This window comes from Treponema sp. OMZ 788 (assembly GCF_024181245.1).
In the GTDB taxonomy this organism is placed as follows: Bacteria; Spirochaetota; Spirochaetia; order Treponematales; family Treponemataceae; genus Treponema_B.
In genome coordinates, this window is record NZ_CP051199.1 from 1,399,783 (window position 1) to 1,426,029 (window position 26,247).

At 39.1% G+C, this 26,247-nt stretch carries 23 protein-coding genes and 4 pseudogenes; 9 read left to right on the forward strand and 18 right to left on the reverse strand.

Annotated features, from left to right (window positions below; translation table 11 throughout):
- Nucleotides 1-408: 408 nt before the first annotated feature.
- The 6 genes from E4O00_RS06865 to E4O00_RS06890 form a co-directional block, all read right to left on the reverse strand.
- Nucleotides 409-1,845 carry a hypothetical protein gene (locus E4O00_RS06865; protein WP_253679587.1) on the reverse strand — a complete coding sequence of 479 codons (1,437 nt, stop codon included), beginning with the start codon at nt 1,843-1,845 and terminating at the stop codon, nt 409-411.
- A gap of 1 nt (nt 1,846) precedes the next feature.
- On the reverse strand, nt 1,847-2,614 hold the full coding sequence (locus E4O00_RS06870) for an outer membrane lipoprotein-sorting protein (protein WP_371922725.1): 768 nt from the start codon (nt 2,612-2,614) through the stop codon (nt 1,847-1,849).
- Between the two features lie 173 nt (nt 2,615-2,787).
- Nucleotides 2,788-3,741, reverse strand: coding sequence for an ABC transporter permease (locus tag E4O00_RS06875; protein WP_253679592.1), 954 nt, complete (start codon nt 3,739-3,741; stop codon nt 2,788-2,790).
- Nucleotides 3,704-4,123: an ABC transporter permease gene (locus tag E4O00_RS06880; protein WP_253679594.1), complete on the reverse strand. Its 420-nt coding sequence runs from the start codon at nt 4,121-4,123 to the stop codon at nt 3,704-3,706. Before E4O00_RS06880 ends, E4O00_RS06875 begins: the two co-directional genes overlap by 38 nt.
- A gap of 18 nt (nt 4,124-4,141) precedes the next feature.
- Nucleotides 4,142-5,662 (reverse strand): ABC transporter permease, encoded by a 1,521-nt coding sequence (locus E4O00_RS06885; protein WP_253679596.1) that lies wholly within the window; start codon nt 5,660-5,662, stop codon nt 4,142-4,144.
- 15 nt (nt 5,663-5,677) lie between these two features.
- Nucleotides 5,678-6,430: an ABC transporter ATP-binding protein gene (locus E4O00_RS06890; RefSeq protein ID WP_253679598.1), complete on the reverse strand. Its 753-nt coding sequence runs from the start codon at nt 6,428-6,430 to the stop codon at nt 5,678-5,680.
- Nucleotides 6,431-6,809: 379 nt separating this feature from the next.
- Here E4O00_RS06890 and nrdD point away from each other — a divergent pair, with 379 nt between their 5' ends.
- Together nrdD and E4O00_RS06900 are read left to right on the forward strand one after the other, a co-directional pair.
- Nucleotides 6,810-7,106, forward strand: coding sequence for an anaerobic ribonucleoside-triphosphate reductase (gene nrdD, locus E4O00_RS06895; protein ID WP_253679600.1), 297 nt, complete (start codon nt 6,810-6,812; stop codon nt 7,104-7,106).
- Nucleotides 7,106-7,849 (forward strand): anaerobic ribonucleoside-triphosphate reductase activating protein, encoded by a 744-nt coding sequence (locus tag E4O00_RS06900; RefSeq protein WP_253679602.1) that lies wholly within the window; start codon nt 7,106-7,108, stop codon nt 7,847-7,849. Before nrdD ends, E4O00_RS06900 begins: the two co-directional genes overlap by 1 nt.
- 2 nt (nt 7,850-7,851) lie before the next feature.
- Here the strand turns inward: E4O00_RS06900 and E4O00_RS06905 are convergent.
- Both E4O00_RS06905 and E4O00_RS06910 read right to left on the reverse strand, forming a co-directional pair.
- A pseudogene (locus E4O00_RS06905) lies at nt 7,852-8,374 on the reverse strand (DUF2147 domain-containing protein).
- A gap of 38 nt (nt 8,375-8,412) precedes the next feature.
- Nucleotides 8,413-9,705 carry an SLC13 family permease gene (locus E4O00_RS06910; protein WP_253676629.1) on the reverse strand — a complete coding sequence of 431 codons (1,293 nt, stop codon included), beginning with the start codon at nt 9,703-9,705 and terminating at the stop codon, nt 8,413-8,415.
- 183 nt (nt 9,706-9,888) lie between these two features.
- Here E4O00_RS06910 and E4O00_RS06915 point away from each other — a divergent pair, with 183 nt between their 5' ends.
- The 7 genes and pseudogenes from E4O00_RS06915 to E4O00_RS06945 all read left to right on the forward strand — a co-directional run bounded on the left by E4O00_RS06915 (nt 9,889) and on the right by E4O00_RS06945 (nt 13,889).
- On the forward strand, nt 9,889-10,203 hold the full coding sequence (locus E4O00_RS06915; RefSeq protein ID WP_253676630.1) for a PadR family transcriptional regulator: 315 nt from the start codon (nt 9,889-9,891) through the stop codon (nt 10,201-10,203).
- A gap of 9 nt (nt 10,204-10,212) precedes the next feature.
- On the forward strand, nt 10,213-10,854 hold the full coding sequence (locus E4O00_RS06920) for an HAAS signaling domain-containing protein (RefSeq protein WP_253676631.1): 642 nt from the start codon (nt 10,213-10,215) through the stop codon (nt 10,852-10,854).
- A gap of 22 nt (nt 10,855-10,876) precedes the next feature.
- On the forward strand, nt 10,877-11,413 hold the full coding sequence (locus E4O00_RS06925; RefSeq protein ID WP_253676632.1) for a DUF4097 family beta strand repeat-containing protein: 537 nt from the start codon (nt 10,877-10,879) through the stop codon (nt 11,411-11,413).
- Nucleotides 11,414-11,415: 2 nt separating this feature from the next.
- The gene (locus E4O00_RS06930) at nt 11,416-11,946 is read left to right on the forward strand and encodes a DUF1700 domain-containing protein (RefSeq protein ID WP_253676633.1); all 531 of its coding nucleotides are present in this window, start codon (nt 11,416-11,418) and stop codon (nt 11,944-11,946) included.
- A gap of 19 nt (nt 11,947-11,965) precedes the next feature.
- Complete coding sequence (locus E4O00_RS06935; RefSeq protein WP_253676634.1) at nt 11,966-12,154, forward strand: hypothetical protein; 189 nt, start codon at nt 11,966-11,968, stop codon at nt 12,152-12,154.
- Nucleotides 12,155-12,162: 8 nt separating this feature from the next.
- On the forward strand, nt 12,163-13,119 hold the full coding sequence (locus E4O00_RS06940; protein ID WP_253676635.1) for a DUF4097 family beta strand repeat-containing protein: 957 nt from the start codon (nt 12,163-12,165) through the stop codon (nt 13,117-13,119).
- Between the two features lie 58 nt (nt 13,120-13,177).
- A pseudogene (locus E4O00_RS06945) lies at nt 13,178-13,889 on the forward strand (Rpn family recombination-promoting nuclease/putative transposase).
- A gap of 32 nt (nt 13,890-13,921) precedes the next feature.
- Here the strand turns inward: E4O00_RS06945 and ruvA are convergent.
- The 10 genes and pseudogenes from ruvA to ettA all read right to left on the reverse strand — a co-directional run bounded on the left by ruvA (nt 13,922) and on the right by ettA (nt 26,231).
- A complete protein-coding gene (gene ruvA, locus E4O00_RS06950; RefSeq protein WP_253676636.1) occupies nt 13,922-14,527 on the reverse strand; it encodes a Holliday junction branch migration protein RuvA in 606 nt (201 codons plus the stop codon).
- Entirely contained in the window at nt 14,520-15,056 is a 537-nt protein-coding gene (ruvC, locus tag E4O00_RS06955; RefSeq protein WP_253676637.1) for a crossover junction endodeoxyribonuclease RuvC, read from the reverse strand. Before ruvC ends, ruvA begins: the two co-directional genes overlap by 8 nt.
- Before the next feature lie 30 nt (nt 15,057-15,086).
- Nucleotides 15,087-18,128, reverse strand: coding sequence for an insulinase family protein (locus tag E4O00_RS06960; RefSeq protein ID WP_253676638.1), 3,042 nt, complete (start codon nt 18,126-18,128; stop codon nt 15,087-15,089).
- Nucleotides 18,129-18,549: 421 nt separating this feature from the next.
- Nucleotides 18,550-19,551: a hypothetical protein gene (locus E4O00_RS06965; RefSeq protein WP_253676639.1), complete on the reverse strand. Its 1,002-nt coding sequence runs from the start codon at nt 19,549-19,551 to the stop codon at nt 18,550-18,552.
- Nucleotides 19,552-19,569: 18 nt separating this feature from the next.
- Nucleotides 19,570-20,698: pseudogene (locus tag E4O00_RS06975) on the reverse strand (hypothetical protein).
- Between the two features lie 9 nt (nt 20,699-20,707).
- Nucleotides 20,708-21,451 (reverse strand): WecB/TagA/CpsF family glycosyltransferase, encoded by a 744-nt coding sequence (locus E4O00_RS06980; RefSeq protein ID WP_253676642.1) that lies wholly within the window; start codon nt 21,449-21,451, stop codon nt 20,708-20,710.
- Nucleotides 21,432-22,125 (reverse strand): annotated as a pseudogene (locus E4O00_RS14040) (16S rRNA (uracil(1498)-N(3))-methyltransferase); the annotation flags it as partial. The gene E4O00_RS06980 and the pseudogene E4O00_RS14040, both read right to left, overlap by 20 nt.
- Nucleotides 22,126-22,199: 74 nt before the next feature.
- Entirely contained in the window at nt 22,200-23,696 is a 1,497-nt protein-coding gene (locus E4O00_RS06995) for a S41 family peptidase (RefSeq protein ID WP_253676644.1), read from the reverse strand.
- Nucleotides 23,697-23,744: 48 nt separating this feature from the next.
- On the reverse strand, nt 23,745-24,479 hold the full coding sequence (locus E4O00_RS07000) for an HAD family hydrolase (protein ID WP_253676645.1): 735 nt from the start codon (nt 24,477-24,479) through the stop codon (nt 23,745-23,747).
- Nucleotides 24,480-24,482: 3 nt separating this feature from the next.
- Nucleotides 24,483-26,231 (reverse strand): energy-dependent translational throttle protein EttA, encoded by a 1,749-nt coding sequence (gene ettA / locus E4O00_RS07005; RefSeq protein ID WP_253676646.1) that lies wholly within the window; start codon nt 26,229-26,231, stop codon nt 24,483-24,485.
- Nucleotides 26,232-26,247: the final 16 nt, after the last annotated feature.

Here is a 26,247-nt window from a genome sequence, read left to right on the forward strand (position 1 = left end):
TCTATGGATTATGCAAGTATTTTGATGAACAATGTACATCCGTGTACATTGTTCATCTTAGAGTTTTAGACTTACGTCTAAAACTCTCAAAGCAAGGAACCACCCACCGTCCGTGGCGGGAGATCAATCCAATCCGGCAAGAGGCGAGTCGAGGACGCGAAGCGAATAAAAATTAACCGGAGGCCGATCAAAAATGTACGTCCTGTACATTTTTGATCTTAGAGTTTTGCTTGCAGCAAAACTCTCAAGTTCCAACCACACGCCGTCCGTGGCGGGATAGATACAGCCAAGCCGTAAATAGAGGGAGCAGATACAAGGCGCGAGGAAAAATGAAGCGGAGGCGTATCTTTGATACGTCGAGCATTCATTTTTTCGCAGCAACGCAGTAGATGCCCCTATATTTACGGCTTAGAAGGTGCCGCCGCCTAGGCGGAATGATAAGGTATACCCTATTCCCCCCTTTGTCTTTGATTTAGAACTCAAGGGATAGCTAAAAGAAGGGCCTGTGCTCATACTTGCAAATTTATATATTTTCCAGTTAAGAGTGAGCTTTGAAAAACCTTCAAGTTCGGACACGGCAAATTGCTGAAATAGGTTTAGGCTCAACTTGTCGGTACCCAGCTTATTTTGGCTTAAATTAAAAGCGATGTAGTGTTGGCCGATATTTCCCATAGCTAAAACATTTTGTACCTTTTCCCTAAATGCAGCATTAAACAGCAAAGCAGGATTTTTTGCTTGATCCAAAATATTTACAGCCGCATCCGTATTTGAATACCCGAAGCCGTTATAAAAATATTGCAAGGCTATGCTTGTGTGTGTGTCATCATTTGAGTAAGAACCGCCAAGTGTTGCCTGAAAGAAGGGCTTACTTTTTTCAGGAGCAGGAGTCATATCTGTCTCATAATATGTATAGTCGCTTCCCCATGCAAAAACACCTTCACCGAAGACGGCAACCTTGCCTGCTATGCTGCCTGAAAGGGTTGTAACAAGCCGGGGAGCTTTTTTGTATTTGTACCAGCCGCCCAGGCCCAACTCCCAGTTTCCGATAACAAACTCGCCCTTTGCAGCTCCTGCCGTGTATTTGGGATCAAACCCGTCTCCTTGCCCTGGAGGCAATAGGTAGAGCCAGATATTGTGCTGGGTTTTGGGAATTATTATGTGGGTTCTTAAAGAAAGCCCGCCCTCCCTATCGGCTGTAGGATCTTGAGGATCGATTCTCGAAATGTTTATAACGTCGGCAGGGCTGTAAAAATAACCCGTTCCCCATTTTACCGCATGTTTTCCGAAACGGAAAAAGGCAATATCCTTGACGGAAAAATCCGTATAAAGCTCTTGTATTTTGATGTTTACTGCCCCGTTCACAGTTACCGGAATGACTATTTCATTAGATGAAAGCGTTCCTTTTGGAACTGTAAGAGCACCTGATAAACTCTTCTCAAAAGGAAAACCGAAAAGGAATTTTCCATAGAGCTTTAAGTCTTCAACAGGACGGGCATCAAAAAAGAGACTTCCGTTTAAGTTTGTATTAAAAGTACCTTTTCCATCTTTAAAAGATTTTAAATAATCATCTTTCTTTGAATAAGGATCTTCCCAAGCATAATTTATTCCCATCGAAGAACTTAAACTTCCGCCTATTCTCAATTTTTTTGCTTCAAGAGTAAGGCTCGCTTTTTCAAGGTCGGCTTTAAACTTTAAATTGCTCTTACTGTCGGAACGAGTTTCTTCTGCAGAAATAAGAGTGTCTTCCTCCCCGCCGAAAAGTTCATCTTCCAAATTGGAAGAGTTTTCTTGTGCAAATACAAAAAATGGAAGAAAGGCAAAAATAAAAATTATAATTTTTTTCATATTAGTTTATCTTCTCCAAATAAGCCTTTGTAAAAACTACATCATCAATTCTTGCAGTGCTAAAATCTTGAAATATCTGCGTTGTTTTTTCTCCCTTTATAAGTTCATTTATATAGATTTGATGAACTGGAAGAGGTAATCCTTCAACCTTTGCATACTTGGGTATAAGTGTAGTTCTCATGTGTTTTCCGCTTGCACCGTAACTTTCTGTTTTTAAAATAAGGTGTTCATCTTTTCGCACAAAGAATTTTTCTTGGGCATAAGCTGCATCTTTTTGCAAAGCCTTAGCCGTTACCGCATAAACTTCATACTTACCGATCTTAGCTTCTTCAATTTTAAGAATTTCCCAAGCCTGTCTAAATTCGGACTTTTTATTTACATCCGATAATTTTGTATCACTGTTCGCCAAATTCTTTTTAAGCGAAGAGTGAGTAAACTGATGGGCAATTGGGTCATAGAACCAAAGGTTGTCCTTTTCTTGCAGATAACCGTTTCCCTTGTCAGCCTCAGGTGCGAGCTGAATAAGGGTTGTTTGGTCTTTCTTATCTCGTCTAAAAAGTTTAAACTGCACAACTTCCTTAGGTTGATTAGGTTTTTCGACAATCAGCGTGAGAGTACTGGTAAAATCTTTTTCGAAATTCCCTGTATCGAAAATTTTGTCCATAATCTTATACATTTCCTCCGTAGAAGGAACCTGAGCAAATGCAGCAAGGCTTACAAAAAAAGCGATGAGCACAATCAAAAATTTCTTGTTCATAAACTCTCCTATAAAAACTTTTTGCAGGAAGCCTCAGCTTCCGAAAAAAGTTTTTTCACGCGGTTTGTTTACAAACCGCATACAATAATACGATGTTTTGTGCTTTGCACAAAACTCGAAGATAAATAGTGAGGCAGAATTCCTGCCGAACTATTTATCGAATCTCCTATAAAAACTTCCTTAAATTATTTTCCTGACCTAAGCGCTTCGGCAGGAATCATGTTAGCGGCTCTTGAAGCTGAGCCCCTTACTGTAAGCAGAGTCAAACCCAACATTATCGCAAACTTTAATAAAACTAAAAGTACCGATAGGTTCCATGTAAAGTATCCGTTTTTGGTAAAGACCGAAAAGGGAGAATCCGAGGCAATCGGAATAAAGGATATAACCTGCATTACAATAACGGCAAGAATAAAGCCGCATACAGCTCCAAACAAGGACAAGAATGAAGCTTCTGCAAGGAAAAGATGTCTTACGTGTCTTCTCATAATGCCGCAAGAGCGCATGGTTCCTACCTCACCCCTTCTTTCATGTACGATGATTTTAAAGGTGTTTGAAATACCTATCATCGTAATAACCAAAAGAACCACCAAAACTCCGAAGCTTATACCGTTTAAGGTATTCATCAGTGTAACCATCTGAGGAGCAAAATCATAAAAAGTCGCTACACCGAATTTTGTTCCTTTCCACTTTCCTTCTTCAAGCTGTTTAAGTACATTGCTTGCCGGCTGTGAAGGACTTATCTGTCTTGCAAGAGCTCTGCTTGCAGTCGGTCCTATTTCTCCGAACTTTTTTTCGAGCATCTGAGCATAAGCTTCCTGCATGTCGGAATTTTTTAAGAAAAGAGAATATACTTCTATACTGTCTTTTTCAAGTTCCGTAACTTTTTGCAAATAATCAAAATTGATGTAATTTGTGATTCCGCCGAACGGAGAGCGGTTTACTGCAATGCCTTCTACTTGAAGTTCAATAACAGTAAGCTGACCTTTCGAGGTCTTGGTTTCAAGTAAAACGATGTCGTGTAAATCTACATTTAAGCTTTGAGCTACCGATTCGGAAAGAAGAATTGCATTTTCTTTTTTCATGGCTTCCCAGCTTCCTTCTTTAAAAAAGAATACTGTCATGCAAAATTTTTTCTTCATCAAATTTGCAGCCGTCAATTTTAGAGGTAACCTCTTTTCCTTCAAAGATGAGTTTACCCGATGAGCGGCTTCTTTTTATGATGTACACGGTATCGATACCCAATTCTTTCACGGTTTTTTCTACAAACTCTATATCTTTTGCATCCATATAAATCTGAGCCGGATCATCGGCATTTTTATCTGCTGCCTTTTTTGAACCGATTATATAGACATGACCGCCTACAATTTTTGAAATTTCTCCTGCCATGCTGTTTAAGGCTCCGGAAGTCATGCCGTCCATAAAGATAACGACAAAGAAAGCAAAGGCTATTGCAAAAACCAAAAGAATACTTCGCCTTTTTTGTCTGTTTAAATTCCTAAACGCTATTTTTAATATATTCATAATCTATTCTTCCTTAATTTAACGGTTGATTGCTTCAAGAGGGCTTATCTTTAAGGCAAGCCTTACAGGATACCAGTTTGCGGCAAGGCCTGCTAAAAGCATTGCAGCCATTGTCCAAAGAGCAGAAACGGCAGAAATACTTACCCTTATTTGCTTTCCGCCGAACATGGCTGCAAGTATCTCTCCAACCCTGATATTAAAAGCATTCACTACGGCGGCCCCGATAAGAGCAAGAACCAAGCCTATAATAACTCCTACACAGGACATAAAAAACGATTCCGCAAAAAATATCTTTCTTACAAAGCCTTTTTTAGCACCTATTGCCCTCATCGTTCCGATTTCGGAACTTCTTTGCATAACGGCAACAACAAGCGTATTCATTATAACGATTAAAACTACTACGGAAAGAATAACAAGCATTGTGATAAAAAGAGTTCTTGTGCCTTCTATAGCTCCATAATACATAGCCATTCCGAGAGTCCAGTCCAAGGCTTGGGCATTTATTCCTTCTTCCTTAAACCAGTCGTTTAATGTTTTAATTACACTTTGAGTTTTTGAAGAATCCTTAAGCTTTATTACTATGTGATGCCAAGCCTCATTATCGGCAAGGTTGAGCTGATCGCGCAGCTCGGTACTTCCCAAAAGATTTTCATAATCAATCTTTGTGTTTGAGCTCGCAGCGGTGTCTATAATATCCGAATCGAAATCATCCGAAAAAAGCTCATCTTCCGATTTTTCTGAAAGGCTTAGATCGACAGAATCGGGAATTGCCGCTGCAGTCCTCGCTCCCAGTGTCATATCTGCAAGAATGCGGGTTGTGTCTACATCAAAGTAAGCTATTCCGTCTATCGCCGTATCGGGATGAGCATAATCGAAAAAGCCGGTGATTATGACTTTTTGCTGCCTTGCTTTTCCTGCAAAGGAAGAAATCAATATTTCGTCTCCGAGTTTTAAAGTTCTGCCATAGTAATCTTCAAATCTCTCTTTTCTATCGCGGGGAAGCATGGCAAATTTTCCGTTTGAAGATTTGGGGAATTCGCCTTCATAAATTTTAATCGTATCGAAAAGATTTTTATAGCTTTCAGGCTCAATACCCAGAATCTGTAAATACGGAAAAGAGCTCCTATTCTTGTCCTCAGGCTCCCATGAATCAGGAAGATCAACGGGTTTAAGCATTCCGCTTGCAAAAACGGAATTAGTAAGACCTCTTACTTCAGGAAGGCTTTCAACCTTAGACCTAACCTTTTCAAAGGGGGTTAGATAAGGCACCTTAGGCCTATCCATGCTGACACTGACTGTCTGAAAAACTCCCAAAAGCTGTACCATTATAGTGTCTTTTTCAGGCTTACCGGTAATTAAAACATCGCCTGAAAAATCGCTTATACATACATCCTGAGTTTGCTGCAATGAAAAATTTAGGATACCGAAACCTAGGATAACCAAAAAGGTTCCTATTCCTATAAGCGATAAGGTAATAATCATCTTTGCCTTATTTGCAAAAAGATTTTTTACCGCCATTTTAAAAATCGTCTTATTCATAATACTTTCCTAAGTTTAAGCCGAAGCTTTTACATCTTCGAGGATTTGACCGTCCAAAATCTTAATGCGGTGGTTTGTCATATCTACAATCTTTGAATCATGAGTCGAAAAGATAAAGGTTGTTTTAAGTTCTCGGTTTACCTCTTTCATAAGCTCCAATATTTGGATACCCGTTTTTGAGTCAAGGTTCGCTGTAGGTTCATCTGCCAAAACTATTTGAGGTTTTGTAGCCAAGGCCCTTGCGATTGCAACCCTCTGTCTTTGACCGCCTGAAAGTTCGTTGGATTTATGGTGCTTCCATTCCGTAAGCCCTACCTTTTCTACCAAATAGTTAATCCACTCTTTTTGTTTTGCTTTACTCTCTTTTGCTCTTCCAAATAAAAGCGGAAACTCTATATTTTCGTATACGTTTAAAACGGGTACAAGGTTAAAGGATTGAAAGATAAAACCCAAATACTCGTGGCGGAGTGTTGTCATTTTTTTGTCAAGTCTGTTAGGAATCTTAACCTTTTTGTTTTGTTTCTTTAGAAGAGACGCAAAATCAGATTCCTTATAAATACTTTCATTGTTTATGATAAGCTCTCCGCCTGAGGGTGTATCTATCAAACCTATCATATTGAGAATAGTAGATTTCCCCGAACCGGAAGGCCCTGATATAGAAACGAATTCTCCTTGCTCAATAGCAAAATCTACGCCTTTTACGGCTTCAACCAAAACTTTTCCCAACGGATAAGTCTTTTTTAAGTTTTTAACTTGTACAATATTCATACAAACCTCCATTACAAGTTCTACATAATTATATTTATAAAAATTAAAACGAGCATTTACGGGAGCTTACATTTTAATTTTTTGCCTTACATTTTTGTAAGTTTACATATTTTACGGTCAGTTTACCAGTGACAAAAGTCATGTTTTAAGCGGTAAATAGTCATTCACGTAATTTAACCGCAAAGGATATAATGAGTTATCTAGCTAGATAGTATACATAAATCCTAACTCTTGTCAATACAATGTAAAAAAAAACTTAAAAAAATTCTCTAATTTTAGATTTTTTTGCTTGACAAACACTATATATAGTGTTAGAATAGGCAATATAAGGAATAAAACGCTAAATAACGGTTTATTCCGAAAACCGGGAGGAAATAAAATGAGGAATATTGAAGAAATCAATTCAGAAATTGAAAATGTAAAAAAGGAACTTGAAAATGTTCACGGTACAGGCACTGAAGTTTATGCCAGAATTGTAGGCTATTACAGATCAGTGAGAAACTGGAACAAGGGCAAGAGAGAAGAATATAACCACAGGATTATGTTCTCATCCGAAAACGAAAGGATCGAAAAAACTCTATCAGGATGTAACTGTGATTGCCCGCCCATCAGCAATCATACCCCTGACTTTTCAGGTTCCTGCAATATTTCAGAAAAAAAAGAACACATAGCCTAATGCTTGCAGGTTTACAAAAAACCAGCTTAGTAAATTTTCCCCGCCGCGTCGCTGCGGCGGTTTTTTTGCCCGGCTGTAATATGAGATGTCCCTATTGTCATAATGCCGAGCTAGCCCTAGCCTCGCCTTCTTCTTTCAACGGAAATACGCAAAGTGCCAATGAGTATTATGAACTTTCCGAAATTTATATGTTTTTGGAAAAAAGAAAGGGCCTTATCTCAGGGCTTGTAATTTCTGGAGGCGAACCTCTAATGTCTCCAGCCTTGTTTGAACTAATTGAGAGAGCAAAAGCCTTAAACCTTGCAGTAAAAATAGACACAAACGGCCTTTTCCCCGGACGGCTGGAAGATCTCATAAATTCGGATTCGTTAAAACCCGACATGATAGCCCTTGATGTAAAAACCTCTCCCGAAAGATATGGGGAACTTTTAGCTACTAACACAAAGGAAGCTGCAGAAAAAGCAAAAGCTTCTATTTTGAAAACAATTGATATTTTAAAATCAAACAGCGGTAATTTGGAAACAGAATACAGAACAGTTCTGGCTCCCGCCCTTGTATTTGAAGAAGAAATAAAAAAGATAGCCTCCATCCTGCCTAAAAACGCAAGATGGAGGCTTGCCCAATTTGTGCCGGGAGTCTGCTTAAGCCCTGAGTGGAACTCGGTAGAACCCTATCCTCTTTCTAAGGCTCAAGGCCTTACAGCCCTTGCTAAAAGCTTAATTCCCGACACGGAACTCCGCTGATATTATTCTTTAACCGTATTAGTTTTGATCAATTCATCGGTTTCGGCCCGGTCTGTTCTAAGCCAATACTGACTTCTGCCTATGCCTAAGCCTATTTCACCACGCATTTCAAGGGTATCGGACTTATATTTTTTTCCGTCAGCCTTATGAAATATTATTTTACAATAATAATACTTGCCGTCACCCGGATCTATAATATACCCCTTATGCCATGAACCCTCCGACTTTTTTTACAAGATTGTAAATAAAAGGAGTGCCTACAAGAGGCATCTCATTTACCTTTCCGGGTTTAGGAAAATCTTTATATGATTCTTTGCATGAAGAGGCGGCTTCTTTAGGATCATGCCCTATTGTTACAAGCATCTCGCCAAAAAGCTTTCCATCTTTTTCATAGATGTTCCAAACTCCGGTAACTTCATTAGTTTTTTCGTCCACGCTCTTCCATAACCCTACAACAGGATCTTCGGAAAAGCCCATAGCCAAAATACAAATAAAAAAGAAAGCAATAAAAATTGTTTTTTTCATATTTTACCTCCGCAATTCAATATTTATAGAATTAATTCTTATAGAATTAAAGCACCGATTACACCGCCGATCAAAAGCGGGATATTAAAATGTAAGAATGTAGGCACACAGGTATCCCAAATATGGTTATGCTGGCGATCGGTAATAAGACCGCTGGTCGGGCCCAAGGTAACATCAGATGACGGGGAGCCTGCATCTCCCAAGGCAGCAGCTGTTCCTACAAGGCAGGCAATCGCAGCCGGGCTAAAGCCTAATTTTATACCCAAAGGAACATAAAGAGTTGCAATTATCGGTACGCTGCCGAAAGAAGTGCCTATCCCCATGGTAATCAGTAAACCAATCAAAAGCATAAAAAAAGCTGCCGCAAGCTTATTTGTTCCGAATAAGGATGCAGTATGAGACACAAGAGAGTCTATACTGCCTGTAGCAACCATAATCTTTGAAAAACCTCCGGCGACAAGCATTATAAAGGCAATCGCACCCATGATTCTCATACTATAGTTCATTCGCTCATTGGATTTCCGTATATCGGCAGTAGCCGTTCCAAGCAAAACGGTTATACTTGCTATACATCCCCAGGCCATGGATTTTGTTATTATCTGAACTACAGCCAAAACTACGATTGAAATAGCAGCAGCCCATTCTTTTCTTCCAAATTTGACTTCATACTCCATATCGAATTCAAAGCCGTCTTGCTCATATTCACGCGGTTTACGGTAAGAAACAAAGACCGAAATCAACCAGCCTACAACCATAGCCATTCCCGGCACAAGCATAGACTTCCAAACATCTTTTATTTGAAACTCAAGACCGTTTTGAGCCATGGCTCTTGCTATAATCGTATGAAAAACCAAGCCGAATCCTATGGGAAAAATCAAATAAGGCCACTTTAATGAAAATGTTAAACTACAGGCTACCGCCCGTCTATCGAGTTTCATACTGTTCATGATAACCAAAAGGAATGGAACAACCAGAGGAATCCAAGAAACATGTATAGGAGCTACAGTTTCAGATATAATTCCGACAAAGGTAAGTAAAAACAAAAGCAAAAACTTCTTGCCTCTTAAATTTTTATAAGCTTTTACGGCAACAAAATCTACAAGATGAGTTTCGTTAATTGCCGCAGCGATAAGCCCCAATAAAACATAAGAAAGAACTATTTCCGAATTATCTCCCATACCCAACACCATGGCTTCCATTGTCCCTGAAAGCCCCAAGCCTCCTACAAAGCCGCCCAAAATTGCTGCTAGGACAATCGAAACCAAAAGATTTACATGAAGCAAACAGAGAACAGTCATAACAACAACAGACAGGATTAAGGGATTAATCATTAAGCAACTCCGTAGTAATTAATTTATAACAATATCCTATCATATATTCATAAATTTGTCAAATTTTTTGATAAAAAGTTATATTTATACTTGACACAATATTATATTTTATATAATATATAAACATAAATGATATAATAAAACATATTATATCATATCACATATACCAAGGAGGTTAATGGGATGATTTTTTCGATAAACACCGGTTTACTTGAAGCCTGCGTTTTAGCCCTTTTAAAAGATTCTGATTCTTACGGCTACAAGCTCACGCAGGATGTCAAAAGCCTTCTTCCCATATCGGAATCTACCTTATACCCTGTCCTAAAGCGCTTACAAACGAGCGGGTATTTGGAAACTTATGATCAGCCGATTGACGGGCGAAACCGTAAGTACTACAAGATAACTCCGGCCGGCTTGAGGCAGCACGAACTTTACATTGAAGAGTGGAAGTCATACAAGGATTTGATAGACAAAATTTTTAAGGGCACTGCCCTCTAGGAGAAAAAGATGACAAAGGATCAATTTTTAACCGAACTTAACTCTTACCTTTCGGTTTTAAAACCTGAAGATAGAAAAAATACGATCGAATTTTATGAAGAATATTTTGAAGATGCCGAAAACGAAGAAGCTGCAATTGAAGAACTCGGCTCTCCGAAAAAGCTCGCAGAAGAAATTATCGATTTTCATAAGGCATCATACAAAGGAGAAAATAATCAAGTTGTTTCTCAACAATTTTCTCAAGATGACAGCATTTCCGAAATTATCTTAAACATAACGGCTGCAAGCGTTTTGATAAGGGTCACTCAAGAGGAAAAGATTGAGTACACAACTCAAAATATTGCAGATGATGATTTTTCGGCAAAGATTGAAAACGGAAAACTTATAATAAAAGAAAAACCCGTTTTCTTTTTCAGTAAAAAAGGTTTTGCTTCATTTTTGGAAAACTTTAACATCAATACCTCTTTTAATGCAGCAAACAGAGAAATCTCGATAAACATTCCCAAAAACACAAATCTTGTAAAACTCGAATTTAATTCCCAAATGGGTTCTTTAAAAATAGAAGATGTAAATATCGAAATTATTGAAGGATACACAACTTGCGGAAATTTTTTCGGTAAAAGGAAGTTTACACAAAAAAATAGACTTTAACACTTCTGCCGGAGCTATAAAGATGAAAGATGCTGAGATTGAAAGTATGAAGCTTTCTTCTTCAGCAGGTTATATAAAATTCGAAAACATAAAATCGGATAATATTTCTGCATCAACAGGAGCCGGAGCAATTGATTTTATAAAAATAGAAAGCTCTTACATCAAGGCAAATTCCGGAGCCGGAAATATAACAGCAAATGAAGTAAACGCAGACAGAGTAAACTTCAATACCGGGGCCGGAACAAATAGATTCCGAAAGTGTAATTTTAATTCAGAAACTATTTTGAACACTGGAGCAGGAAGCATAATTTTCCAAGGCAATTTACACGGCTATGCTAAAATCAATTCTGCCATAGGGCCGATAGATCTTAATTTACCGAATGGAATAGAAAATTACGATATAAGTATTTCTTCCAACCAAGGCAGAATAAAACTAAACGGAGAAAATGTAGAAAAAAGAGGCGACAGAATAAATATTGGAAGTAAATCCGCAAACACAAATATAAAAATCAACACAAGTTTCGGAACAATTAAACTAACAACCAAGGAAGGAGAATAAAGATGACAAGACGGGAATTCATTGAGGAACTTGAAGACAGACTTCGGCATCTGCCATACAAGGACAGGAAGGAGGCCGTCAAATTCTACGAAGAATATTTTGATGAAGCAGGAAGTGAAAATGAGCAAACCGTAATAAATGAACTTAGAAGTCCGGCCCACATTGCTTCAAAAATTCTTTCGGACTATGCCGTAAAAGAAGCCGAAGGAGCAAAAAAATCTGCACGAGGCGGCTTTAGAGCCCTTTGGTTTACAATCCTCGGAATCTTTGCAGCTCCCATCGCCATACCTCTGGCCGTCGGGCTAACGATAGTAATAGTCCTATTATGCGTAGGGCTTTGCCTTGCCTCGGTTGCCCTTGTTTTCGGAGGAGGAATCTTAGCGGTTTTTGCCTTCGGGCTTCTTTTTGTGGATTTCGGATCCGGCCTTCTTTTGATAGGCCTGATTTTAATAGCTATAGGTCTTACAAGACTTTTGTACTTTTTTGTCACTGCGATAATCAAAAAAATATCGCAGCTGGTAAAAAGAATCTAAAGTTTTTAATGGAGGGAAAATGTTAGTTACTTTTTTAATTATGTTTTTTATTTTTGGGATTCTTGCTGCGGTCTTTGGGATTGTCGGAGGAATTTTAGCTCTAGCCTTTAAACTGGTTTTTTGGCTGATACCGGTTTTATTTGTAGGTGCAATTATCTTGGGCATTCCGGCTTTGATAATACTTGCAATTATTAAATTATTAAGTTGAGGTTTTATATGAATAAAATAGGAAAGACGGTTTTAATTATTTTTTTTGGACTTATCTTTGTAGGTATAGGTTATAGTTTGGGCGGAAGATTTTTTTATAAATCTAAGCATCGAATCCGTGAAAGGAATTTTATCGACAGAGCTTATAATAAAATAATGTCGGCAGCAGGAAATATAGATGATATGGCAGACAATATTGAATCATGGGGGGATGATATGAATGAATATTTTGATGATGAATACGAAAAGGCTGAAACAATCAGCCTGAACGGGATTAAGAATTTTTATCTTAAATCGGAAGTTGCAGAAGTCAGGATCGAAATAATCGATAAAGAAGATGAAGCTTATTATAAGATTTACCGAATTAATCCCAAATATTTTGATGTAGAAAAAAAAGGAGACACAATCAGCTTTGAAGACAATACTCCTTCAAAGTTTTTTAAGAATCTGGGGTTTAACTTTAAAAAACATTCGGCAAAAATATACATAGGTCTGCCGCGAAACATAGTATTTAATAATTTCGAAATTAAAAGCGGAGTCGGTGAACTGGATATTAGAGACATAAATGTAGAAAAATTTATCCTTGCAGCCGGGGTCGGAGAAGTAAATATTTATGATGCAAAGATTTCAAAGGATGCCGAAATCAGAGCCGGGGTTGGAGAAGTAAACTTTAAAGACTCGGCCGTAAAAAATATGGATGTAAGATCCGGTGTGGGTTCTTTTAGTTTTTCAGGCAAGGCTCTTGGTAAGACCTCAATCAAGGGCGGCATAGGCGAAGCGGACCTGAAAATAGACGGCTCTGCAGCAGATTATAACTTTGATGTAAGTGCCGGTCTTGGCGAAGTATTGATTAACGGAAAAAAATCAAAAACCTTTTTAGCCGACAGACAAAAGGAAACAGGCGCCGAAAATACAATCACCGTCAAAGGCGGAATAGGCTCGGTAAGCATCAGGTTTAAGGATTAAACAAAAATTGGAGAAAAAAGTGAAAAGATTTGAAGATTTAACATTTACGGACGATTTTATGTTTTGTAAAACTATGCAAAATCCGAAGCTATGTAAAAAACTTATTGAAATGATATTATTTGATACGATAGGCAAAATTGCATATACCTCTGTACAGCATAGTATTAACACCTATGAACAGGCAAAATCCATAAGGTTTGATGTTTTGGTGCAGACAGAAAACGGTAAATTTTATGATGTGGAAATGCAGATAAGCAACGAAAGGAATATCCCTAAAAGAATGAGATTTTACCAAGCGGCTCTTGATATTTCTTTTTTTGGATAAGGGTAATTCCTATAATGCTTTAAACGACAGCTTTATAATTTTTATCTGTTTATTTGATGTTATAGGCAAAAACAGGCCTGTTTATACCTTTGAAAATCTTTGTATAGAAGACAAAAATACACCTTTACATGACGGCACACAAAAGGTTATAATAAATGCAGAGGCTTTTGAAAAAGCTGAGGACAAAGAATTAAAGGAATTTTTAGAATATCTTAAAACAGGTAAGGTTAATAGTGAATTTACAAGGGAGATAGAAAAAATGATACAAACAGTAAAAAATAATGAACAGGCAAGACAAGAATACAGATTATTATCTACTTTTGAAATGGATATTAAAGACAATGCAAAGAGAGAAACAGCTAAAATTTTAAAACAGTTAGGGGATTCGATACAAAAAATTATGCAGGTTACGGGGCTTTCCGAAGCAGAAATTGAAAAACTATAATCATAATGGATCCGCCAAAACTATTTTCTCTTTCAGCTTAAAGCGACGATTGAACGCCTAAAAAGCTCTTCTTCGTTTTTAAGAGGATCGGAGCCTGCAGCCTTCATTTCTTCGGCGATTTTTTCGACTTGGGCGATGACGGATTTTCTTTCAAAGCCCATTTCGGTTAAGGCCCTTACAATATCTTCATATTCGGAAGAAACTAAAATCGGACCCTTTGAGGAAGTCTCATTTAAATTGGTGAGTTTTCCTTTTAAGGCAAGAATCATTTTTTGAGCTGTCTTTTTACCGACTCCCGGAGCCTTTTGAAGGGTGTCAAGGTCTCCTTCTTCCAAAGCCTTTTCAAGAGAGGAGGCATTTAAGCCCGACATTATTTTTAAGGCTTGACGCGGTCCTACCCCCTCAACCTTTGTAAGATCCAAAAATAGAGAGCGCTCGGCCTGGTTGGGAAAACCGAAAAGCCTCATCTGATCTTCCCTGTGATAAAGCCATGTATAAACCTTCACTTCCCTTCCCACAGGGCCGAAAGCATCGAGGGCCAGGGCCGAAACAAAGATTTCCCATTCAATGCCCGAATTTTCAACATAGACCGAATCGGTAGTCTTACCGCTTAAAAGTCCCGAAATACTGTTAAACATAGGCTTGCACCTCCCCTACATCTCCCAAATTTATTTTTGTAATGGCTGCGGCCAAGGCATCGGCTGCATGATCGGGCTTAGGAATTTCCTTTAAACCTAAAATCAATTTTACCGCTTCCTGTACCTGTTTTTTTTCGGCTTGAGCGATTCCCGTTACAGCCTTCTTTATCGAGTTGGGTGCATACTCTCCTACCCTCACCCCCCCCTTAGCCAAAGCCAAAAGAACCACGCCGCGGGCCTCAGAAACGGACATAGCGCTCGTCGCATTTTTGGCAAAATATAGGGTTTCAATACCGGCCTCCTTCGGCCTGTATTTTGCAATGAGCTCGGAAACCTTATCGAAGATTTTTAAAAGCCTCTCCCCTTGAGGCAGATGAGAGTCTGTACATATTGCACCGTATTCTATACACTCAAAGCGGTTATTCGAAAAACTTATAATCCCATAACCCGTATTTGCCAAGCCCGGATCAATCCCTATCACGCAGGGTTTGAGATTTTTTTTATTTGAAGCTGCCTTTAAAATACCCATCGACAATTCCTTAAAACCATTTCGTACTTCTTAAACCTTCTCTGAAAGAATGGGAGAAGGATAAAATTCTTTGACAGCCTCTTTTTGAGAAAGAGCCGTATCCGAAGCCAGCACTACCGAAGAAAGAGCATCCTTTTGAGCCGATAGTTTTTTTGCACAAGATCTCAAATCATCAGCCGTAGTTTCCAGCATCTTTTCAACCATTTCCTTTTTTTCGGAATAAGAAATACCTGAAAGAAGATCCCTAAAGGCTGCAGCTCCTTTTGCCGCAGGCGTAAGCGGAACTATCTCCCTGCTGTATCTTCCCGTAATGAGTTTTTCGATTTGCTCTTCCGAAAAGTCTTCGCTCAATGTTTGGTCGATAGAGTTTAAGAATTCCAAAAGAGAGTTTATCGGGTTAGGATCCCTATAGGAGACAAAGGCTAAAAGCTCTTCCAAGGACATAGGAACGGTAAAAGCTCCGTAGGCCCCTCCTATGCTTCTTATCTTTTCCCACATCGGGCCGCTTGAAAGCCACTTACACAAGATAGACTCTGAAGCTTGCGCCTTTGAGCCGAACTGAGCCGATTTAAAAACCGAAACAGCAAAGCCTACTTGAAGGGAAGCCGGAATAAGTTCCAGCCTATTTTCTTCCGCCTGCTCAAATTTAAAAGGATTTTCAAAGACAATCTTATCTGCCTCATCGGGAGCCTTAAAATCTTTTAAGTTTTTTTCAAGGGCGGTTTTTAAAGAGGCAAGATTTTCTTTTGTGCCCGTAAGCTCGATAATCAAACCAGAGCTCATAATCGATTTATATATTGAAGCCAGTTTTTTTGACAGTTTATCAAGCTCGGAATTACCGTTTTCGGATACAGCGTTTTCGGAATTATCTCCCTTTATTTTTGCATATAGGTTTCTTAAAAAGTTAAGCTGGGTTAATCCTGAAAGCATCTCCCTCCGTGCATTTTTTTCGGATAGAGGAGCATTAGCCCTAAGAAGGGCGAGGCTGTTTCCGTCAAGGGCAAGGAGGCTTTCAAAATCGTTTTTGCGCTGGGTTACCAAATCGTTTAAGCGTTTTGTGTCGTCAAAAGAAATTTCGTTTAAAAAGCGTAAAACAAAGGAAACAGCTTCGGGAATCAATTCGCCGAGAATCTTCCCCGAAAGAAAAAGCCAATCCCTTCCGGCTATATCGGAAATCCTTAGCTTATCCGTATTTTTACGCAAAGAAATATTTTTGTTTGCGGTAAAAACGGCGGCACTTGCCGAAAAGCCTCCCATTAAATTTGCAAGCGTAGAAGAAACCTCGCTCCATGAAAGCTTGTCAGTTCCCATCCCCGTGATACAGCTTGAAAGAAGGGGCAGGTATTTATAATCTTCTTGACTTAATGTATCCACAGGAAAGGCTAATTGAAAATAACCTATTCCGTTTGTAGGCTGCTCGTGCATAACAAGTGGAACCTTTCCGATAAGGGCAAGTTCTTCAGGACTTGGAGGCGGAAGAGGAGGCAGATCTTTTTTTGACAAGTGAGGAATGAGGGCGAGCATTTCGGGAGAGTCGTTTTTTTGCTTAAACTCATTCATCTTCTCCTGCTCTTTAAGCATTGACCTTCGATCCTCATCCGTCAAACCAGCATTAAAATTTTCGGCTCTTTTTTCGAGACTTTCGTCCAAGCGTTTACAAAAATCGGCATCAGGGTAAACTCTTACAAGGGCATGATGCTTATTCTTTATCAAATATTTTTCAATCAGCTTTTCGACATACCGCTTATCGGAGGCAAGATCTTTTTTTATCTTTTCGAATACGGGAGTGTATTGAAGAGTTTTTTCGGGACTTACCCCGTAGGTCCAGCCGGCCATAGCCCGCTCCATAAGGTTGATACCGAAGGGGCCGTAGTTTCTCCTGATTTCCCTGTTGCTAAAATCTATTGCGTGGACAGCCGTTTCAATTTCTTTAGGATCGATACCTTTTTTTACAAGCTCTTCAAGGGCTTCAAAGACAAGCTTTTTAAAATCCTCGTGCTTTCCTTTTTCAATCCCTTTCATTCCGATTGTGATGGTTATGTTCCTAAGGCTCTTTCCGATTCCGTTATATGGGTACAGGTCTTCCCCTATTCCGGACTCAAGGAGCACCTTATTTAAGTAAGCCCCGCTGTGCCCTATTAAAACCTCTCCTATAAGATAGGCCTGCATAAGTTTTTCGGTATCGGAAGTTTCGGGAAGAAGCCAGTTAAGCATGACTGCATCCTTGAGAGCAGCTTCTTCTTCGGCGGTATTAGGGCCGCCGGACGGGGCCGGTACCGAAAAAAAGCGGGGTTCAGCATAAGGCTCAATCGGCGGAACAAAGGGAGGCTTTTCGGCAGCTTCAAATTTACAAAGGAATTTTTCTTCTAAAAATTTCATCTGCTTTTCGGTCGGAATATTTCCCATCAAAAAAATTCGGCAGTTTACGGGATGATAGTATTTTTTGTGAAAGGCCTTGTATTCTTCATAGGTTAAATCTGGAATCTCCAAGGGAGAGCCGCCCGAATCTTCGGCATAGATGCTGCCCTGACAAATGGAAGAAGCAGCCCAGTCATACATCACTCCGTCAAAGTCGGAATAATTTGCCCTCATCTCGTTTAAGACAACTCCCTGTACGCTCATCTTTCCGTTTTCGTCAAGCTCGAAGCGGTGGCCTTCCTGTTTAAAGGCCCATTCGTCAAGATTGGGAAAAAAGACGGCATCCCCATAAACCGACATAAGGTTAAAATAATCGGCTTCAACCACGGAGCTTGCAGGATAGACCGTCTTATCGGGATAGGTCATAGCGTTTAAAAAGGTATTTACGCTCTGCTTTGCCAAAACCATAAAGGGGTCTTTAAGCGGATAGTTTTTAGAACCGCATAAAACCGTGTGCTCAATAATGTGGGCAACTCCCGTCGAATTGGGAGAGCTCGTCATAAAGTTATATGAAAAAAGATTTTCATCGTCATCGTTTAAAACATGATAAAGTTCTAAGCCCGTTTTTTTATGCCTTGCATAAACGCCTACAGCATTAAATTCGGGTAAGGGATTTTTGCTTATAATTTCAAAGCCGTGAATAAGATTGCTCATAAGGTCTTCCTAAAATCAGATTAAGGTAAACCTTCCAAAAAGTTTTAATTCTTAGAAGGCAGTCTTATTTTAAGGAAAAGAGGGGGAAGTGTCAATTATTATAGCACTGCGATACAATAAGCTTAGTTAACCACAAAAATATTTCTGTTCAAATTTACTAAATTTCTTTTTTTATCATCAGCATATGTACCAGGCAACTTAATACATATAAGATTAGTCGTGATAGTATATATGTAGGATACTGAGTTTTGTATACCTGTATACCGCCATCTTGTAAGTTCTTACAATTTTCAAAAACCCATAAAAAGTGACCAATGTTATAATCACATAAAAGCTTAACTCTATCCAGTTTTTCACAGCCTTTAAAGCAATGACTTATACTGCTAATTATTTCAGTTGTCTCAGATACTTAAACATCCATTCAATTAATAGGATCTTTCATAGAATCATCGGCAAAGCCAGTAGGAGGCGGAAGGACAGAAGATGAATCCCGGCTGTAGGTAGATTTTTGCCGTTTCTCCGATTTTAATCCTTTTTCATCTTTAAGCCAAATTTCAAAACTATTTTTAGCTATGCTGCTTGCCCCAACCTGAATATCGGTTTTTAAAAAAATTACATCATTACCTGTAGGCAATGAATCGGGAGAACCGGCTGTAGACGGCATATCGGCCGGACGTAAAAAGGTAACATTATCTTTTTCAACCAAAGAATAAACTCCTGTCATCGATTCAGGATACGGAGTTACAGCACCTTCATTTGAAATTGAGAATTTACGTTCATATTCTTTTCCTCCAACCTTAAAACAGACGGCATTTACATCTTTATTCTCATCTACGGATTTGGTAAGATTAAAGCAAAACACATAATAAGCAGCGGCACCCTTTGTTTTTCCTATTTTTATATCGTAAGACTCAACAATAGCCGGCGGAGTATTACACCTCAGTTTAAATGTATGGCTTCCGAATTTTATTCCATAACAATTGTAAAGATTTATAGTAGGACTTAAATTTTGAAAACCGAATTTGGAAACCCTTAAAAAATTTTCTTTGTAGATTAGATGAAGCTCATTCAAACTTACTTGTTTGATTTCATAGTCTTTAAGATATTGAGGAGCTCCTTCATCCTGTCCTTTTACACCATCTTCAAATTTAATTATGTCTGAGGGAGCATCTTGATCGGAGGGAAGCTTTAATTGATATTGTTGAGGATTTATAAGTTTCAACTTTATAGTCTTGTCCCCGTTACTGGATATACATGGATAACCTTCAGCATCTACTCCTAATGAAGATATTTCTACATCGGCAATTCGTATGCTTGAACTCCAATATCCGAATGCATCGTCAATATCTAAAAAAAACTGTTTACATGAGGTTAAAATGAATAAAAAAAGTATAATTATAAAACCGCCAAAAGCTTTTCGCACAAAGAACTCCTTAAATAATCAGTCTCCAATCTTCGATTTTAAATTTTCAAGCTCTTTTTCTTTTTTTAAATTTTCTTCATCAAGACTTTTATTATTATTTTCAATTTCTAAACGCTTAGATCGAATTTTTTTTAACTCTTCATCAATATATTCTTCCAAAGAAAGAGTTGTCCCATCCAAAGCCGCAGCAAATCTTATTTCTTTTTTTAGAGGGCTTAAAATAAGTTTTATAAAATTTTCGGAAAGTTTTAAAACGGCATCGTTCATAAAATTAGTTTCAAAACCTTGGCTAAGTCTGGTTTGATACTCCTGTTCACATAAATCAGCATATTGGTTTGCTTTTTTTTACCTCGGCTTGACCGTTTAGGATACTATAGGTTTTAATATTATTTTTTATATCGACCCGCCTTATTTCGGCAACCTCTTTTATGTGCTTATTTTTACTTGCTCCCAAAAATTTAGGCTGAATATCCCTTATCCAAAGAATATTCGGAAAATCTTTTGATACTGTAATTTTAATTTTTTTTAAGTCGACACCGAATTTTGCATCGATATCATGGGTTAATACTACAAGCCCCTCATCATAGTATTGATCGGCTTTTAATCCCATTCCGGTTGTAATACCGCTTAAATTTTTTCGATACAAATTTGTCTGTTTTAAATTTGCTTCCAATAGTCCCAATTCCAATATCTCTTTAAAGCTCTGCATGTTTAATTGTGTATTTTGCAAAACTCTCAAACTTTCCTCAAGGCTGTCAATTTCGATGGATTGTTTTTGCATGCTTATCTTATTGTCAAGAATTTCTTTTTCTTTCTCTCTTAGCTCTTGATTTGCAGCAAGAAGTTTTATTTGAGCCTTGCGTGCTTCTATTTCTGCAAGCTGGCTGTTAGTTACCTCATTCACGATTTTTTTACTTACAAAGGAATTAAAAGCCGTCATTAAAGGAATCATTAAAATACAGGATATGACGGCGGACAATACTATTGCAAGCACCGAGTTTATTTTTCTGACCTTTGTACTTGCAATAAAAAGCACAAGAACAATGCCGATGATACATGCAGCCATAACAAAAAGCGACATAGTCATGCTGACCTTATCCTGCACCTTATAAAAAAACATCGATACATTCATCAAAAAATTTTCCATAAGTTTTGCCTACTCGTTTTTTCTAAACAGTCTGTAAAAAACCAATAAAATATTATACCAAAGATAGCCGAAAATGGTAAAAATTCTAAAAGGATTTTTAAGCACAGGAACTATAAAATCCCATCCGGAATCGAAAAGTTTTTCAGAGGGGCGTTTTTTAAATTTGGAAAAAATATCTATCAGGTTTGCATATCTTATAAAAAGCCCCGAACTAAAATGCTCCTTATTCCGGTAAATCCATTTTCTGCCTCCGGGAACTCCCTTACCTATAATCACTACGGATGGGGCAGCTTTCGAAATAGCAGAAATAATATGGGGTTCCATCGATTTATGATAATACCCTGCAAAGCGTCCTACCAGGCGCAGCCCCGGAAATGTGCTTCGTACATTTTTTTCGGCAATTACAAGGCTTTCCTGTCGGCCTCCAAAAAGATAAAGGCTTTTATAATGGGAGTCTATTACATTCAAAAAATCGATAACAACAGAAAACTGCTGCCGTCTTACAGGCACATCTTTTTTTAAAAAGCGGGCTCCGCGTATCAGGCTTTTTGAAACAGGCAGACAAAGAGCCGCTTCTTCAACCATATTTCTAAACTCTCCGTTGCGGCGGGCTCGAAGTATATCCCAAATGGTCATAAATATAATCTGTTGAGGCCCTTTTTTATTTAAAAGAGATATCACGGTTTCTTCGATATCTTCTTCATGCAAAACATCAAGCGGAACATTTAAAAAATTAATTCTTTTTACAGCCACCTTTTTCCTCCATTATAACCTGAGCCGCCGCAATCGAGTAAATTGCAGCCGTTTCGGCACGGAGTACATTCGTATTAAAATGTACTTCTTCAAATTTATGTTCTTTTAAAAATTCAATCTCTTTAGGACTGATACCGCCCTCACATCCTATAGCAAGAACTATCGCCTCGGTCTTCGCCGATAAGCGGTCAAAAAGACTCAAGAAATCAGTCTTTTTTTCACTCAGCATTATAAAGGCGGTCTCTTTATTTGCCGTATGATCCAAAACTGCATCTAAAGCAGACTTCAGCTCTTGGGCGGGTAATATTTTTGTATTCACAAGAGAACCTGACTGCTGCCTCGCCTCCCTTATTATACGCTCCCGTCTTTCGGTTTGATTAATATTTTCTTTTTTTTATAAGAGAAAATTCTCCCAATACCGGCACAATTAAAGAACATCCAGCCTCCGAAGCCTGCCTAACGGCAATATCCATGTGATTGCCCTTTATAAGCCATTGCATTAAAATAATTTCAGCACCATTTTTAAGAGCGGTATCCGTATCTTCTTCATTTAAAAGCTTAAGCTCTATATATTTTTTTTCGGTATTAATCTTTAAAATTTCAGCAGATGCAGGTTTAACTCCATTTAAAGAAACCTTTAAGATCTGCCCTTCTTTAACTCTCCTAACGGAAACAAGATAGTTATAATTTTTTTTATCCAGCCGGATAAATTCCTTATCGTTTTCTGCAGAAACAATCAGCTGCTTCATCAGTTTTTATCTTCAGTTATAGCTTTATTTTCAGCCTTTGCCTTTTCTTCTTCCTGCATCTCAAAAAGAGTCTTTGTAGTTTTACAAAGAGCATTTACATCCTTCGTGGTTAATAGATTTACAGCGGCCTTAAGCTGCTCATCATCTTCATCTATAACGGGACTTTCATGGGAGCGGTAGTATTCTACCTTTACAAGACGCAAAATAAGCTCATGCCTTACATTGTATTCTTCACCCAGCTTTTTGGCAAAGTCAATCATTTCGGTCTTTTTTAGAGAAGTCTTGCTCCTCGTAAAGTCTGCAATTTTTGAAGTCTTTAAAAGCTCAAGCACGCTCTTTTCTTCTTCAGGCGTAAAATTAGGCCTAATTACTTCCAAGTCGGGAAGGATGCCGAGCTTATCTATGTTTGCCCCGCTCGGAGAATAATAGCGGGCTATTGTTAACTTCACGAGCTCTTTTTCGCTAAGCTGAACAACGCTTTGTACCAAGCCCTTGCCGTAAGAGCGTGTTCCTACAAGGTAGGCCCTCTTATGATCTTTTAAGGCTCCTGAAACAATTTCGGAGGCACTGGCAGAACCTTCATTTATAAGAACAACTATGGGCATATTTTTAGGCACTTTTTGTACAAACCTGCGTACCTTATAGGCTTCGCTGGTGCCTCGGGCCCTACCCTTTGTCGAAACAACAAGGCCCGAATCCAAAAATATACTTGCAACATCTATGGAGCTTGAAATCAAACCTCCCGGATTATTTTTTAGATCCAAGATGAGCTTTGTGCATCCTTCCGCCTGTAGGTTTTCTATTGCCTCGGTTATTCTTTTTGCCGAGTTTGGATTAAATTCTATTAAGCGGATATAAGCAATATCCTTTCCGATTTTTGTATATTTTATTGTAGGAACTTCGATTAATGCCCTAGTTATGGTAAGGTCAAATGTTAAGTTTTTACCCCTGAGAATTTTTATAGTAACCTGAGTACCTTCTTTTCCGCGAAGCATGTTTAAAACATCCTCTTGGGTAATATCTTCGGTCTTAACACCGTCTATCTCGATAATATAATCTCCGGGCTGCAAGCCTGCCCTCCAGCCGGGGGTACCTTCAATCGGGCTTGCAATTTCTACATAGGCAGGTCTTTCGGGTGTGGATATATTCGATTTTGTAATATGAACACCTATACCGCAAAAAACACCTGTTGTAGTATCTTCCAAATCATGTCCTACGGTAGTATCTTTAAAAATATATGAAGTATAGGGATCTTCAAGAGAATTAAGCATTCCCTCCATAGCACCTTTATACAGAACAGCCGGATCTATCTCATCAACATAATTTTCCTGAAGCAGTTTATAAACGGATTCAAGATATTTTAAATTAGTATCAGCTGCTTCCGGATCTGAAGCGGAATTGGATGTAGCCGGAGCCTTTTGCGGCATAAAAAAAACAGCCGCCAACAGAAGAGTTAAAAAGATAATAGTATTTATCCAAGTTATTCTTTTATTCATCTTTCTATTTTGAACTATATTGTGAATTTGTCAATAGGGTAAAGAATTTTAATATTCTATATTTGAAAGCAAGTCTATAAGCTCATTCCAATCGGTAATTTCGGTAAATTCAAAATCGGGAGAAACATGGCTTTCGTTGTCGTAAGGACAGGCCAAATTGCTTGTAAACAAAACAGGCTTTATGCCTAGGGCGGCTGAACCTATGACATCAGCCCTAGGATTATCCCCGCAATACCAAACCTCATCGGCTGAAAGATTTGCTTTTTTTAAGGCTGCTTCAAAAAGAAGGGAATCGGGCTTTCTAAAGCCGTACTCGCTTGAAGCAATTATAAATTCGAACTTGTTTTGAGGAAGATATTTATTGATTCTGGCAGTGAGAGCCTTCCCCGAAAAGGCAATATTACTTATTACGCCGGTTCTTATATTTTTGCTTTCCAAAAAGAGCAAGAGTTTTTCGATATTGGGCATAGCCCAACACGGCGCCAGAGCCTCCCAAAAAAGAAGCTCCAGCTCCGTGTAAGAAAGTTCAAATTCTATATTAAGACTTTGAAAAAGACAATTATAAAAACTATGGGTGTGTATTTCCAAATCATTTTGCAAAGCCCTCGATTTTACCTTTTCAAAAATAGCCATACCCTTTTCGTAAAAAGAAGCAAAGCTTATTTTATCGGGATTTTTATGGATTTGAGCATAGAGTGCCCTATAAGCCCTGTGCAAATCAAGCTCTTTTTCATAAATAAGAGTATTCCCGTAATCGAAGATAATCATCTTAGGGCTTTTCATAATCTACCTTTCGAGTTTTCGGTAAACGCCCCTGTGAGGAGTATCGGCATCCTTACCGTATTTTTCGCGTCTCCATTCGGCGTATTCCGTCCAATTGCCGTCAAACCATACGACTTCGCCGTCAGCTTCAAAGGCGAGAATATGGGAGCAAACCCTGTCCAAGAACCAGCGGTCGTGGCTTATAACAAGGACCGAGCCTGCAAAACTTTCTAAGGCTTCTTCCAAGGCTCTAAGGGTAGTAACATCCAAGTCGTTTGTAGGCTCGTCGAGCATTAAAACGTTTCCGCCCTCTTTTAGCATCATAGCCAAATTAAGCCTGTTCCTTTCTCCGCCCGAAAGCACGCCTACCTTGCGTGACTGATCCTGCCCTGAAAAGTTAAACCAAGAGCAATAGGCCCTTGAGTTTACCTCTCGTACGCCTGAAGAACCGTCGGCGGCTCCGAGCTTTATGATATCGAGCCCGTCCGAAAGCTGTTCCCAAACCGTCTTGTTAGGATCAAGTTTTTCCCTTGTCTGGTCTACATAGCAAAGTTTAACCGACTCCCCTATTTTGATTTCACCCTCATCGGGTTTTACGATCTGCTTTTTTTGATCGGCCCCTTCCGGAGTCTCAAAACCGGCAGCCCCGACTATCATCTTAAAGAGAGTTGTTTTACCTGCACCGTTCGGGCCTATGATGCCGACTATAGCTCCTGCAGGAACCGAAAAATTAAGTTTGTCAAAGAGGATTCTGTCGCCGTAATGCTTTGCAATGTTTTTAACGTCTATAACCAAGTTTCCAAGCCTCGGTCCCGGCGGAATGGTAATTTGAGAATCCTTTATTTTTTCTTTTGAGCCTTGGGCTAAAAGTTTTTCGTACTCGTTGATACGGGCCTTGCTCTTGGCATGTCTTCCCTTGGGGCTCATACCTATCCATTCAAGCTCCCGTTTTAAAGCCTTTTGGCGTTCGGTTTCTCCCTTTTCTTCAAGGGCAAGTCTTTTTTGCTTTTGGTCGAGCCAGCTTGAATAATTGCCCTTCCACGGGATACCTTCACCGCGGTCAAGCTCCAAGATCCAGCCTGCAACATTATCCAAAAAATAGCGGTCGTGGGTTACACAGATAATTGTTCCTGCATATTGATGAAGATGCCTTTCAAGCCAGGCTACCGTTTCGGCATCCAGATGGTTGGTCGGTTCGTCCAATAAAAGAATGTCGGGTTTTTGAAGAAGAAGCCTGCAAAGGGCAACGCGTCTTTTTTCTCCCCCCGAAAGCACATCGACTACCTGATCGGCGGGTGGGCAGCGCAGGGCTTCCATTGCCAAGTCAAGACGGCTGTCCAAATTCCAGGCATCGGTCGCATCAAGCTTTTCCTGCACCTTGGCCTGCTTTTCCATGAGCTTATCCATATCTGCATCGGGGTCGCCGAAAGCCTCGTTTATCTTGTCGAATTCCGCAAGGAGGTCTACAAGTTCCTGAACCCCCTCGGAAACGACCTCGCGAACCGTCTTACCGCTTTGAAGTTGGGGCTCCTGCTCAAGATAGCCTATTGTGTAGCCGGGGGCCGAAGAAACTTCGCCCGTATAATCCCCGTCAATCCCTGCCATAATGCGCAAGAGGCTTGACTTACCTGAGCCGTTAGAACCTATAACGCCTATTTTTGCACCGTAAAAATAAGAAAGGCTTATGTCCTTTAAAACCTGTTTTGTTCCATGGGTTCTTGAAACCCTGTCCATTGTGTAAATAATCTTTTTATCGTCTACTGTTTTTGCCATGGTCTTAAGTCTATCA

Excerpts from the sequence above, each read along its gene's own strand:
- E4O00_RS06885 (WP_253679596.1), bottom strand. The coding sequence starts at position 5,662 with ATGAATAAGACGATTTTTAAAATGGCGGTAAAAAATCTTTTTGCAAAT.
- E4O00_RS06960 (WP_253676638.1), bottom strand. The coding sequence starts at position 18,128 with ATGAGCAATCTTATTCACGGCTTTGAAATTATAAGCAAAAATCCCTTA.
- E4O00_RS06920 (WP_253676631.1), top strand. The coding sequence starts at position 10,213 with ATGACAAAGGATCAATTTTTAACCGAACTTAACTCTTACCTTTCGGTT.
- E4O00_RS06940 (WP_253676635.1), top strand. The coding sequence starts at position 12,163 with ATGAATAAAATAGGAAAGACGGTTTTAATTATTTTTTTTGGACTTATC.
- E4O00_RS06930 (WP_253676633.1), top strand. The coding sequence starts at position 11,416 with ATGACAAGACGGGAATTCATTGAGGAACTTGAAGACAGACTTCGGCAT.
- E4O00_RS06900 (WP_253679602.1), top strand. The coding sequence starts at position 7,106 with ATGCTTGCAGGTTTACAAAAAACCAGCTTAGTAAATTTTCCCCGCCGC.
- E4O00_RS06995 (WP_253676644.1), bottom strand. The coding sequence starts at position 23,696 with ATGAATAAAAGAATAACTTGGATAAATACTATTATCTTTTTAACTCTT.
- ettA (WP_253676646.1), bottom strand. The coding sequence starts at position 26,231 with ATGGCAAAAACAGTAGACGATAAAAAGATTATTTACACAATGGACAGG.
- ruvC (WP_253676637.1), bottom strand. The coding sequence starts at position 15,056 with ATGGGTATTTTAAAGGCAGCTTCAAATAAAAAAAATCTCAAACCCTGC.
- E4O00_RS06910 (WP_253676629.1), bottom strand. The coding sequence starts at position 9,705 with ATGATTAATCCCTTAATCCTGTCTGTTGTTGTTATGACTGTTCTCTGT.
- E4O00_RS06925 (WP_253676632.1), top strand. The coding sequence starts at position 10,877 with ATGAAAGATGCTGAGATTGAAAGTATGAAGCTTTCTTCTTCAGCAGGT.
- E4O00_RS07000 (WP_253676645.1), bottom strand. The coding sequence starts at position 24,479 with ATGAAAAGCCCTAAGATGATTATCTTCGATTACGGGAATACTCTTATT.
- ruvA (WP_253676636.1), bottom strand. The coding sequence starts at position 14,527 with ATGTTTAACAGTATTTCGGGACTTTTAAGCGGTAAGACTACCGATTCG.
- nrdD (WP_253679600.1), top strand. The coding sequence starts at position 6,810 with ATGAGGAATATTGAAGAAATCAATTCAGAAATTGAAAATGTAAAAAAG.
- E4O00_RS06865 (WP_253679587.1), bottom strand. The coding sequence starts at position 1,845 with ATGAAAAAAATTATAATTTTTATTTTTGCCTTTCTTCCATTTTTTGTA.
- E4O00_RS06875 (WP_253679592.1), bottom strand. The coding sequence starts at position 3,741 with ATGAAGAAAAAATTTTGCATGACAGTATTCTTTTTTAAAGAAGGAAGC.
- E4O00_RS06935 (WP_253676634.1), top strand. The coding sequence starts at position 11,966 with ATGTTAGTTACTTTTTTAATTATGTTTTTTATTTTTGGGATTCTTGCT.
- E4O00_RS06880 (WP_253679594.1), bottom strand. The coding sequence starts at position 4,123 with ATGAATATATTAAAAATAGCGTTTAGGAATTTAAACAGACAAAAAAGG.
- E4O00_RS06890 (WP_253679598.1), bottom strand. The coding sequence starts at position 6,430 with ATGAATATTGTACAAGTTAAAAACTTAAAAAAGACTTATCCGTTGGGA.
- E4O00_RS06915 (WP_253676630.1), top strand. The coding sequence starts at position 9,889 with ATGATTTTTTCGATAAACACCGGTTTACTTGAAGCCTGCGTTTTAGCC.